The organism is Kitasatospora sp. NPDC057542 (assembly GCF_042801945.1).
Classification (GTDB): Bacteria; Actinomycetota; Actinomycetes; order Streptomycetales; family Streptomycetaceae; genus Kitasatospora.
The window spans coordinates 1-11203 of sequence record NZ_JBHVFE010000296.1 but is presented as its reverse complement, the minus strand read 5'-3'; the positions used below and the strand labels follow the sequence as shown (position 1 = coordinate 11203).

Genomic DNA, 11203 nt, shown 5'->3' with positions numbered 1-11203 from the left:
GCCCCGCACCTCCTTCGGGAGGTGCGGGGCTCGCGCCGTTCCCGGGGAGATCCGGCCGGACGGCGCTCGTTCTTTTGTGTGGCAAAACCGGGCATCCCGTACCCCGTGAGTGGGGGAGCGGCCGTACGCGCTTCTTCCGAGTGGCCGCGCACTGTTAGAGTCCGTGGAGTTCCCTTGTAGGCTGCGCGTAGGCTCGCCTGTGCCGTCTGTACGGGAGCCCGAACCGCAAACTCCCCATTCAGGACCGACCCTCCCGCCGACGACGCGCGGGAGGCGCAGGAGGCACCGTGCTCAGTGCGTTCGCGCGGGCGTTCCAGACGCCCGACCTGCGCAAGAAGCTGCTGTTCACGCTGGGCATCATGGTGCTGTTCCGCCTGGGCTCGCACATTCCGATGCCGGGCGTGAGCTTCACGGCCGTGAACGAGTGCGTGAAGGACACCAAGAACAGCGGCCTCTTCGGACTCGTCAACCTGTTCAGCGGTGGCGCGCTCCTCCAGCTGACGATCTTCGCCCTCGGCATCATGCCGTACATCACGGCGAGCATCATCCTCCAGCTCCTCACCGTCGTGATCCCGCGACTGGAGATGCTGAAGAAGGAGGGGCAGGCCGGCCAGGCGAAGATCACCCAGTACACCCGTTACCTGACCATCGCGCTCGCGGTACTCCAGGGCACCGGCATCGTGGCGACGGCCTCCAGCGGCGCGCTGTTCTCCGGCTGCCCGCTGGCCAACGAGATCGTCCCGGACACCAGCGTGTTCCGGATCGCCGTCATGGTGCTCACCATGACCGCCGGCACCACGGTCATCATGTGGCTCGGTGAGCTGATCACCGACCGCGGCATCGGCAACGGCATGTCGCTGCTGATCTTCACCTCGATCGCGGCCCAGTTCCCGTCCTCCATGTGGAACATCAAGACCACCGGCACGATCGGCGGCGGCTGGGTCGAGTTCCTCTCGGTGGTCGCGGTCGGCATCATCGTCGTGATGCTGGTCATCTTCGTCGAGCAGGCCCAGCGCCGGATCCCGGTCCAGTACGCGAAGCGGATGATCGGCCGCCGGGCGTTCGGGGGGACCTCGACCTACATCCCGCTCAAGGTGAACCAGGCCGGTGTCATCCCGGTCATCTTCGCCTCCTCGCTGCTGTACATCCCCGCCCTGGTGGTCCAGCTGACCAACAGCCAAGCGGGCTGGGCCACGTGGATCCGGACGAACTTCGTCAAGGGTGACCACCCGATCTACATGGCCACCTACTTCCTGCTGATCGTCTTCTTCGCCTTCTTCTACGTCGCCATCTCCTTCAACCCCGAAGAAGTTGCCGACAACATGAAGAAGTATGGTGGGTTCATCCCGGGTATCCGGGCCGGCCGACCGACGGCCGAGTACCTGAACTACGTGCTGACCCGAATCACGTGGCCGGGTTCGCTCTACCTGGGCCTGATCGCGTTGATCCCGATGATCGCCCTGGTCGCCTTCGGACAGCAGACCAACTTCCCGTTCGGCGGCACCAGCGTGCTCATCGTCGTCGGCGTCGGACTCGAAACTGTGAAGCAGATCGAGAGCCAGCTCCAGCAGCGCAATTACGAAGGGTTCCTCCGCTGATGCGTATCGTCCTCGTTGGTCCTCCCGGGGCCGGGAAGGGTACTCAGGCGCACCTGCTCGCCAAGACCCTGTCCATTCCCCACATCTCCACCGGCGACCTGTTCCGTGCGAACATCAGCCAGGGCACCCCGTTGGGGCTCGAGGCCAAGAGCTACATGGACGCGGGACACCTGGTGCCGGACGAGGTCACCATCGGGATGGCCAAGGACCGGATGCTCCAGGAGGACGCCGCCAACGGCTTCCTGCTCGACGGCTTCCCCCGCAACCTCGGGCAGGCCAAGGCGCTGGACGAGTTCCTCGCCGAGCAGGGCATCAAGCTGGACGGCGTGCTGGACCTGGAGGTCCCCGAGGACGAGGTCGTCCGCCGGATCGCCGGCCGCCGCCTGTGCCGCAACGACGGTGGCCACGTCTTCCACGTGGACTACAACCCGCCGAAGGCCGAGGGCGTCTGCGACGAGTGCGGCGGCGAGCTGTACCAGCGCTCGGACGACACCGAGGACAAGGTGCGCACGCGCCTGGAGGTCTACCACACGGAGACCGAGCCGATCATCGACTACTACGTCCAGCAGGGCCTGGTGGCGACCATCTCGGCCCTCGGCAAGGTGGACGAGGTCACCGCCCGCTCGATCGAGGCGCTGAAGCAGGACAGCTGAGTCTCTCGGCGAACGTACGACGGTACGGCCGGGTCGCCCGCCCAGCGCGGGAGGCCCGGCCGTTTCGGCGTCGTACGGTGGTACCAGTGGTAATCCGGACTTGGAAGGCGTGACCAGATGGTGGAGATCAAGACCCCCGAGCAGATCGCGAAGATGCGAGCGGCCGGGCTGGTCGTCGCCGAGGCCCTGAAGGCCTGCCGCGAGGCGGTCGTCCCCGGGGTGACCACCCAGGAGCTCAACGACATCGCGGACAAGGTCATCACCGGCCACGGCGCCACCTCGAACTTCCGCGCCCACCACGGCGGGCTCTGGTTCCCGGGCGTGATCTGCGCGTCGGTGAACAACGAGGTCGTGCACGGCATCCCGGGCGAGCGGGTGCTCCAGGAGGGCGACGTCATCTCGATCGACTGCGGCGCCATCCTGGACGGCTGGCACGGCGACTCGGCCATCACGGTGGCGGTCGGCGAGGTCCGCCCGGAGGTCGAGATGCTGAGCCGCGTCACCGAGGGCTCGATGTGGGCCGGCATCGCCCAGATGAAGAAGAACAACCGCCTGGTGGACGTCTCCAAGGCGATCGAGGGCTACATCCGCCGCCAGCCGCTGCCGCCGAAGGGCAAGTGGGGCATCACCGAGGGCTACGGCGGCCACGGCATCGGCACCGCGATGCACATGGAGCCGCACGTGCTGAACTACGTCGAGCGCGGCCGCGGCAAGGGCCCGAAGCTGGTCCCCGGCACCGTGCTGGCGATCGAGCCGATGGTCTCGCTCGGCACCCCGCACACCACCGTGCTGGACGACGAGTGGACGGTCGTCACCAACGACGGCACCTGGGCCTCGCACTGGGAGCACTCGGTGGCCGTCACCGAGCAGGGCCCGCTGGTGCTGACGGCCTTCGACGGCGGCAAGGCGGAACTGGCCAAGCTGGGCATCACCGCAGCTCCGGACCCCCTCGCGTAGTCGTGGCGGCATCCGACTGCCGCTGCTGACAAGGGATCAAAGCCCTGGAGGTTTGGACCTCCAGGGCTTTTGTCCTATTTTTATCCGCTGGCAGTGGTCCGCTGCGGCCTGACTGGTTTACGAGCGATGCAGGAGAGAGCACGTGCTCAAGGGATTCCGCGACTTCATGATGCGCGGCAACGTCGTCGACATGGCGGTCGGTGTGGTCATCGGTGCCGCGTTCACCGCGGTGGTGACCGGTTTCGTGTCCGCCTTCCTCACCCCGCTGGTGGGTGTGGTGGTCGGCGCGGCCGGCGACTTCAGCTCGTACAAGGCGCACATCGCCGGAGTGACCTTCCCGTACGGGCAGTTCCTCAACGTGCTGATCGCGTTCTTCATGACCGCCGCGGTGCTGTACTTCTGCGTGGTGCTGCCGATCACCAAGGCGACCGCGCGCTACATGCCGAAGAAGCCGAAGGCGCCGAAGCGCCCCTGCCCCGAGTGCCTGACCGAGATCCCCCAGGCCGCCCGCCGCTGCTCGGCCTGCACCGCGCACGTCGAGCCGATGGCGACCGCCACCGGCGTCTGACGTAGCGGGTGTGACGGCGACCGCTTTCAGGGGCCCCCGTTTTGGTCCATCGCACGCGCTGGCGTAGGATGGACCGTCGGCTCACTCGTAGCGTGCTCCAGCACGCCCTCTTCCCCTCGGGGGCGGGGTGAACCCAGGTTCGCACGAGCGTTCCGCATACGGTAGCCGGTCCCGGAAGGTGGATCTCGCAGTTCATGGCTAAGAAGCAAGGCGCCATTGAGATCGAGGGCACCGTGATCGAGTCTCTTCCGAACGCGATGTTCAAGGTCGAGCTGCAGAACGGTCACAAGGTCCTCGCGCACATCAGTGGCAAGATGCGCATGCACTACATCCGCATCCTGCCGGACGACCGGGTCGTCGTGGAGCTCAGCCCCTACGACCTCACGCGCGGGCGGATCGTCTACCGCTACAAGTAAGAACGTCAGATCTAGACCCGGAGAACCTGAAACATGAAGGTCAAGCCGAGCGTCAAGAAGATCTGCGACAAGTGCAAGGTGATCCGCCGCCACGGCCGGGTCATGGTGATCTGCGACAACCTGCGCCACAAGCAGCGCCAGGGCTGATCTCTCCCCAGCATTTCTCGTAGTACTTCGCGCGACGCGAAAACGTCATGAGCGGGCTACCCGATCCGATCCGCAAGGAACGGACTGCCGCCCCCGGTCAGAGGCCGGGGCTCCCTCACCGTGAGGTGTCGGAGTAGGTAGCACGCAAGACCTCTGAAGAACCACAGGAGCCTTGAATGGCACGCCTCGCCGGCGTTGATCTCCCCCGTGAGAAGCGGATCGAGATCGCCCTCACCTACGTGTACGGCATCGGCCGTACCCGCGCCCAGCAGACCCTCGCCGAGACCGGTGTCAACCCGGATGTCCGCGTTCGCGACATCTCCGAGGAGGACCTGGTCAAGCTGAGCCAGTACATCGACGCCAACTACACGGTCGAGGGTGACCTCCGCCGTGAGGTGGCCGCCGACATCCGCCGCAAGGTCGAGATCGGCTGCTACGAGGGTCTGCGTCACCGCCGTGGCCTGCCGGTCCGCGGTCAGCGCACCCACACCAACGCGCGTACCCGCAAGGGCCCGCGTCGCGCGATCGCCGGCAAGAAGAAGCCGGGCAAGAAGTAGTCCGTCCCGTAACCGGACATCCCTCCGGCCCGCGGGTCAGCGGACCGACCACCTCAGTAGGAGAACAGACTTATGCCCCCCAAGGGTCGTCAGGCTGCCGGCGCGAAGAAGATCCGCCGCAAGGAAAAGAAGAACGTCGCTCACGGCCACGCGCACATCAAGAGCACGTTCAACAACACCATCGTCTCGATCACGGACCCGTCCGGCAACGTGATCTCCTGGGCCTCCGCCGGCCACGTCGGCTTCAAGGGCTCGCGCAAGTCCACCCCGTTCGCCGCGCAGATGGCCGCCGAGGCCGCTGCCCGTCGCGCGCAGGAGCACGGCATGCGCAAGGTTGACGTCTTCGTGAAGGGTCCGGGCTCCGGCCGCGAGACCGCGATCCGTTCGCTCCAGGCCACCGGCCTGGAGGTCGGCTCGATCCAGGACGTCACCCCCACCCCGCACAACGGCTGCCGTCCGCCGAAGCGCCGCCGCGTCTGACGCAGCGCCTTCGGGCACGCTGGGTTCTGCTTTAAACCTCGTACGGGCTCCCACACAGTTGATTGAGAAACTGTCCTCGGGAGCCCGTACGCTTGGCGTGAGGCCACCGCCTCACGGCCATTCGTTCGGCGTCAAATAGTGGGCGCCGAAGACTGGAGGATCAAAACATGCTCATCGCTCAGCGTCCCTCGCTGACCGAAGAGGTCGTCGACGAGTTCCGCTCGCGGTTCGTGATCGAGCCGCTGGAGCCGGGCTTCGGCTACACCCTCGGCAACTCCCTGCGCCGCACGCTCCTGTCGTCGATCCCGGGTGCCGCTGTCACCAGCATCCGCATCGACGGCGTCCTGCACGAGTTCACCACCGTGCCGGGCGTCAAGGAGGACGTGACCGACCTCATCCTCAACATCAAGCAGCTGGTCGTCTCCTCGGAGCACGACGAGCCGGTCGTGATGTACCTGCGCAAGCAGGGCCCGGGTGTCGTCACCGCCGCCGACATCGCCCCGCCGGCGGGTGTCGAGGTGCACAACCCCGAGCTGGTCCTCGCCACCCTGAACGGCAAGGGCAAGCTGGAGATGGAGCTGACCGTCGAGCGCGGTCGCGGCTACGTCTCCGCCGTCCAGAACAAGGCCTCCGGCCAGGAGATCGGCCGCATCCCGGTCGACTCGATCTACAGCCCGGTGCTGAAGGTCACCTACAAGGTCGAGGCCACCCGTGTCGAGCAGCGGACCGACTTCGACAAGCTGATCGTCGACGTCGAGACCAAGCCCGCCATGCGTCCGCGCGACGCCATGGCCTCGGCCGGCAAGACCCTGGTGGAGCTGTTCGGCCTCGCCCGCGAGCTGAACATCGACGCCGAGGGCATCGACATGGGCCCGTCCCCGACGGACGCCGCCCTGGCCGCCGACCTGGCGCTGCCGATCGAGGAGCTGGAGCTCACCGTCCGCTCCTACAACTGCCTCAAGCGCGAGGGCATCCACACCGTGGGTGAGCTCGTCGCCCGCTCCGAGGCCGACCTGCTCGACATCCGCAACTTCGGTGCGAAGTCGATCGACGAGGTCAAGGCGAAGCTGGCCGGCATGGGCCTGGCCCTCAAGGACAGCCCGCCCGGGTTCGACCCGACCGCTGCCGCCGACGCCTTCGGCGCCGACGACCTCGACGACTCGCACTTCGCCGAGACCGAGCAGTACTAAGAGATTTGGCCGCGGGGGCGGTTCCACGGAGCCGCCCCCGTCGTCATGAAAGCCGTACGGGCACAGTGCCCGTACGCCCGCTGCGGTACCTGGTACGGCCGCAGTCGGAGATTCAAGGAGTAATTCCATGCCGCGTCCCACCAAGGGTGCCCGCCTGGGCGGTGGCCCGCACCACGAGCCGCTGCTGCTCGCCGGTCTGGCCCGTGAGCTGTTCCAGTACGGTCGCATCACCACCACCGAGGCCAAGGCCCGCCGCCTGCGCCCGCTGGCGGAGAAGCTGATCACCAAGGCGAAGAAGGGCGACATCCACAACCGTCGCCTGGTGCGCAAGACGATCACCGACATCGCCGTGCTGCACACCCTCTTCACCGAGATCGCGCCGCGCTACGAGAACCGCCCGGGTGGCTACACCCGCATCACCAAGATCGGTCCCCGTCGTGGCGACAACGCCCCGATGGCCGTGATCGAGCTGGTCGAGGCGCTGACCGTCGCGCAGACCGCCGTCGGCGAGGCCGAGGCCGCCACCAAGCGCGCCGTCAAGGAGGCCGAGGAGGCCAAGGTCGAGGAGACCAAGGCCGACGAGGCTGCCGAGGCCGAGCAGGCCTGACACCTCCAGGTGTTCGCGGGCCCGCTTCCCCAGCGATGGGGGAGCGGGCCCGTTCCCGTCCATTGGCCGATCAGAGCAGTCCGGGAGTTGAGAAGCAGTGGTCAACGATTGCGCCGAGCAGCCGCCGGTGAAGGACGGCCCGGCCGACGGGTACGTCCGGGTTCGGCTCGACCTCGCCTACCAGGGCGCCGAGTTCTCCGGCTGGGCCCGCCAGAAGGGCGGCCGCCGGACGGTCCAGGAGGAGATCGAGAGCGCGCTCCAGATCGTCACCCGCAGCCCGGAGCTGTTCCCGCTGACCGTGGCCGGCCGCACCGACGCCGGGGTGCACGCCCGCGGCCAGGTCGCCCACGTCGACCTGCCGGCCGAGCTGTGGGCGGCGCACCGGGAGAAGCTGCTGCGTCGGCTGGCCGGCCGGCTCCCCGGGGACGTCCGGATCTACCGGGTCGGCGAGGCGCCGCCCGGGTTCGACGCCCGCTTCTCGGCGATCTGGCGCCGGTACGCCTACCGGGTCGCCGACCACCCCGGCGGGGTGGACCCGCTGCTGCGCGGCCACGTGCTCTGGCACGACCGGCCGCTGGACATCGACAGGATGAACGCGGCTGCGCAACTGCTGCTCGGCGAGCACGACTTCGCCGCGTACTGCAAGAAGCGCGAGGGCGCCACCACCATCCGCACCCTGCTGGAGCTGCACTGGGACCGCGTCCCGGTGGACTCCTACGCCGCCCAGGAGGGCTCGCTCGCGGTCGCCACCGTCCGGGCCGACGCCTTCTGCCACAACATGGTCCGGGCGCTGGTCGGCGCGATGCTGCTGGTCGGTGACGGGCACCGGCCGGTGGAGTTCCCCGGCGAGGTGCTGGCCGGCGGGGTGCGCAACTCCGCCGTCAACGTGATCCGGCCGTACGGGCTCACGCTGGAGGAGGTCGGCTACCCGCCGGACGACCAGCTGGCCGAGCGCAACCGGCTGGCCCGGCGGATGCGCACCCTGCCCGGGCAGGCCGCTCCCGCATAATCCGTTTTGGCCGGAGGCGTCCGCTTGCGAGAATCGTCCGCATGGGACACGTCGAGATTTCGCACCTGGAGTACTACCTGCCGGACGGGCGGGTGCTGTTCGACGACGCGTCCTTCCGGGTCGGCGAGGGCGCCGCGGTCGCCCTGGTCGGTGCCAACGGGGCCGGCAAGACCACCCTGCTGCGGATGATCGCGGGGGACATCCAGCCGCACGGCGGCTCGGTGACGATCAGCGGCGGGCTCGGCGTGATGCGCCAGTTCGTCGGCACCACCGGCCGTGAGGACCAGCAGTCCACCCCTGGCGCCCTGCCGGCCGACGCCTCGGTGCGCGACCTGCTGGTGTCGGTCGCCCCGGAGCGGATCGCCAAGGCGGCCCGCGCGGTGGACGCCGCAGAGCTGGCGATGATCGCCCAGGACGACGAGAAGACGCAGATGGCCTATGCCCAGGCGCTCTCCGACTGGGCCGACGTCGGCGGTTACGACTACGAGACCGACTGGGACGTCTGCACCATGGCGGCCCTCGGCATGCCCTTCGACAAGGCCCAGTGGCGCGGCCTGAACACCCTCTCCGGCGGCGAGCAGAAGCGGCTCGTCCTGGAGGCGCTGCTGCGCGGCCCGGAGGAGGTGCTCCTGCTCGACGAGCCCGACAACTACCTGGACGTCCCGGCGAAGCGCTGGTTGGAGGAGGCCATCAAGGCCACCCAGAAGACGGTCCTGTTCATCTCGCACGACCGCGAGCTGCTCTCCAAGACCGCCGACAAGATCATCAGTGTCGAGTCCGGAGCGGCCGGCAGCAGTGTCTGGGTGCACGGCGGCGGCTTCGAGACCTTCCACGAGGCCCGCAAGGCCCGCTTCGAGCGCTTCGAGGAGCTGCGCCGCCGCTGGGACGAGGAGCACGCCAAGCTCAAGAAGCTGGTCGTCACCCTGCGTCAGGCCTCCTCCGTCAGCCACGACATGGCCTCCCGCTACTCCGCCGCGCAGACCCGGCTGAAGAAGTTCGAGGACGCCGGCCCGCCGGAGGCGCCGCCGCGCGAGCAGTCCATCACCATGCGGCTCAAGGGCGGGCGCACCGGCGTGCGCGCCTTCACCATGGAGCAGCTGGAGCTCACCGGACTGATGCAGCCCTTCGACCTGGAGGTCTTCTACGGCGAGCGGGTCGCGGTGCTGGGCGCCAACGGCGCCGGCAAGTCGCACCTCCTGCGGCTGCTGGCCGGTGACGGGACGGTCGCGCACAGCGGCGAGTGGAAGCTCGGCGCCCGGGTTGTCCCCGGCCACTTCCGGCAGACCCACGCCCACCCGGAGCTGTTCGGCCGCACGGTGCGGTCGATCGTCGAGGAGGAGCACGCGCTCAGCCGCGGCGCCGCGATGGGGGCGCTGCGCCGGTACGAGCTGGACCGCCAGGAGGAGCAGAAGTTCGAGTCGCTGTCCGGCGGGCAGCAGGCCCGGCTGATGATCCTCAAGCTCGAACTCTCCGGCGTGACGGCCCTGTTGCTCGACGAGCCGACCGACAACCTGGACCTGGAGAGCGCCGAGGCCCTGCAGGCCGGCCTGGAGGCCTTCGACGGCACCGTGCTGTGCGTCACCCACGACCGCTGGTTCGCCAAGACCTTCGACCGCTTCCTGGTGTTCGGCGCGGACGGCCGGGTGTACGAGTCGTCGGAGCCGGTCTGGGACGTGACCCGGGTGGAGCGCGAACGCTGAGTGACGGCCGCGCCTCCGGCGGGGAGGGGTCCGGGCGAGTTTTGACCCGTCCCGGCCGTGCCGGTAACCTGGACGCTTGATGTGCGTATTGGCTCGCTCTATCTCACGTGAGAGGTCGGTACGCCGGAGACATCAGGTCGTCGACCAGCGGTCCCCCTTGAATTGCGTCCAAGGATGGCCAGGCTGCTCTTCCGTCCGGGTGCTCCTGTCAGGACTCACTCACTGAAAAGCGAAGGCTACGACCGTGCGTACGTACAGCCCCAAGCCCGGCGACGTCCAGCGTCAGTGGCACGTCATCGACGCGACCGACGTCGTGCTCGGCCGCCTGGCTTCCCAGGCCGCCAACCTCCTCCGGGGCAAGCACAAGGCGATCTACGCGCCGCACGTTGACACTGGTGACTTCGTCATCATCATCAACGCCGACAAGGTGCACCTGTCCGGTAACAAGAAGACCCAGAAGCTGGCCTACCGCCACTCGGGCTTCCCGGGCGGTCTGCGCTCGGTGCGCTACGACGACCTCCTGGACAAGAACCCGGAGAAGGCCGTCGAGAAGGCCATCAAGGGCATGATCCCCAAGAACAGCCTGGGCCGCCAGATGCTCTCGAAGCTGAAGGTCTACTCGGGCGACCAGCACCCGCACGCTGCCCAGCAGCCGGTGCCGTTCGAGATCACCCAGGTCGCGCAGTAATTCGGCCACCAAGCCCCCCAACACTGAAAAGAGCTGAGGAACACCGTGGCCGAGACCACTGAAACCCTTGAGGTCGACTTCGACGAGACCGTCGTCGAGGGCGAGTACACCTCCGAGGAGAGCTACACCTCCGAGTCCCTGGCCGGCCGCTTCGGCGAGGCCGTCCCGGGCGCCGGCCTTGGCCGCCGCAAGGAGGCGATCGCCCGCGTGCGCATCGTCCCCGGCACCGGCCAGTGGAAGATCAACGGTCGCACCCTTGAGGGCTACTTCCCCAACAAGGTGCACCAGCAGACCGTGAACGAGCCCTTCAAGCTCCTGGAGCTGGACGGCCGTTACGACGTCGTCGCCCGCATCAGCGGTGGCGGCGTCTCCGGCCAGGCCTACGCGCTGCGCCTCGGCGTTGCCCGTGCCCTGAACGAGGCCGACGTGGACAACAACCGCGGCGCGCTGAAGAAGGCCGGCTTCCTGACCCGTGACGCCCGCGCCGTCGAGCGCAAGAAGGCCGGTCTGAAGAAGGCCCGCAAGGCGCCGCAGTACAGCAAGCGCTAATCGCCTCCCCGGGGGTGCGGTCCGCCCTGGCGGCGCACCCCCTGGTTGCGCGAAACCGTCGCCCCGGAGTACCCCGTGTACTCC

At 68.2% G+C, this 11203-nt stretch carries 14 protein-coding genes; all 14 read left to right on the top strand.

Annotation, left to right across the window (positions count from 1 at the left end):
• Positions 1-287 precede the first annotated feature (287 nt).
• The 14 genes from secY to rpsI all read left to right on the top strand — a co-directional run bounded on the left by secY (position 288) and on the right by rpsI (position 11119).
• The gene (gene secY / locus ACFU7Y_RS29710) at positions 288-1598 is read left to right on the top strand and encodes a preprotein translocase subunit SecY (protein WP_224273913.1); all 1311 of its coding nucleotides are present in this window, start codon (positions 288-290) and stop codon (positions 1596-1598) included.
• A complete protein-coding gene (locus ACFU7Y_RS29705; RefSeq protein ID WP_224273915.1) occupies positions 1598-2251 on the top strand; it encodes an adenylate kinase in 654 nt (217 codons plus the stop codon). Before secY ends, ACFU7Y_RS29705 begins: the two co-directional genes overlap by 1 nt.
• A 117-nt stretch (positions 2252-2368) precedes the next feature.
• On the top strand, positions 2369-3208 hold the full coding sequence (map, locus tag ACFU7Y_RS29700) for a type I methionyl aminopeptidase (protein ID WP_224273917.1): 840 nt from the start codon (positions 2369-2371) through the stop codon (positions 3206-3208).
• Positions 3209-3350: 142 nt separating this feature from the next.
• Positions 3351-3776: a large conductance mechanosensitive channel protein MscL gene (mscL, locus tag ACFU7Y_RS29695; protein WP_224273918.1), complete on the top strand. Its 426-nt coding sequence runs from the start codon at positions 3351-3353 to the stop codon at positions 3774-3776.
• Between the two features lie 194 nt (positions 3777-3970).
• The gene (gene infA / locus ACFU7Y_RS29690) at positions 3971-4192 is read left to right on the top strand and encodes a translation initiation factor IF-1 (RefSeq protein WP_003956442.1); all 222 of its coding nucleotides are present in this window, start codon (positions 3971-3973) and stop codon (positions 4190-4192) included.
• Positions 4193-4225: 33 nt separating this feature from the next.
• Positions 4226-4339, top strand: a complete 114-nt coding sequence (gene rpmJ / locus ACFU7Y_RS29685; protein ID WP_003956441.1) for a 50S ribosomal protein L36 — start codon at positions 4226-4228, stop codon at positions 4337-4339.
• A gap of 176 nt (positions 4340-4515) precedes the next feature.
• Positions 4516-4896 (top strand): 30S ribosomal protein S13, encoded by a 381-nt coding sequence (gene rpsM / locus ACFU7Y_RS29680; protein WP_097237495.1) that lies wholly within the window; start codon positions 4516-4518, stop codon positions 4894-4896.
• A 72-nt stretch (positions 4897-4968) separates the two neighbouring features.
• Positions 4969-5376, top strand: a complete 408-nt coding sequence (gene rpsK, locus ACFU7Y_RS29675; protein ID WP_014136257.1) for a 30S ribosomal protein S11 — start codon at positions 4969-4971, stop codon at positions 5374-5376.
• A gap of 167 nt (positions 5377-5543) precedes the next feature.
• Positions 5544-6566 (top strand): DNA-directed RNA polymerase subunit alpha, encoded by a 1023-nt coding sequence (locus ACFU7Y_RS29670; RefSeq protein ID WP_049649049.1) that lies wholly within the window; start codon positions 5544-5546, stop codon positions 6564-6566.
• A 127-nt stretch (positions 6567-6693) separates the two neighbouring features.
• A complete protein-coding gene (gene rplQ, locus ACFU7Y_RS29665; RefSeq protein ID WP_224273920.1) occupies positions 6694-7173 on the top strand; it encodes a 50S ribosomal protein L17 in 480 nt (159 codons plus the stop codon).
• 97 nt (positions 7174-7270) lie between these two features.
• Complete coding sequence (truA, locus tag ACFU7Y_RS29660; RefSeq protein ID WP_380770244.1) at positions 7271-8182, top strand: tRNA pseudouridine(38-40) synthase TruA; 912 nt, start codon at positions 7271-7273, stop codon at positions 8180-8182.
• A gap of 41 nt (positions 8183-8223) precedes the next feature.
• Entirely contained in the window at positions 8224-9882 is a 1659-nt protein-coding gene (locus ACFU7Y_RS29655; protein WP_380770243.1) for an ABC-F family ATP-binding cassette domain-containing protein, read from the top strand.
• A 244-nt stretch (positions 9883-10126) separates the two neighbouring features.
• On the top strand, positions 10127-10570 hold the full coding sequence (gene rplM, locus ACFU7Y_RS29650; RefSeq protein WP_035848207.1) for a 50S ribosomal protein L13: 444 nt from the start codon (positions 10127-10129) through the stop codon (positions 10568-10570).
• Positions 10571-10615: 45 nt separating this feature from the next.
• Positions 10616-11119: a 30S ribosomal protein S9 gene (gene rpsI / locus ACFU7Y_RS29645; protein ID WP_224273932.1), complete on the top strand. Its 504-nt coding sequence runs from the start codon at positions 10616-10618 to the stop codon at positions 11117-11119.
• Positions 11120-11203: the final 84 nt, after the last annotated feature.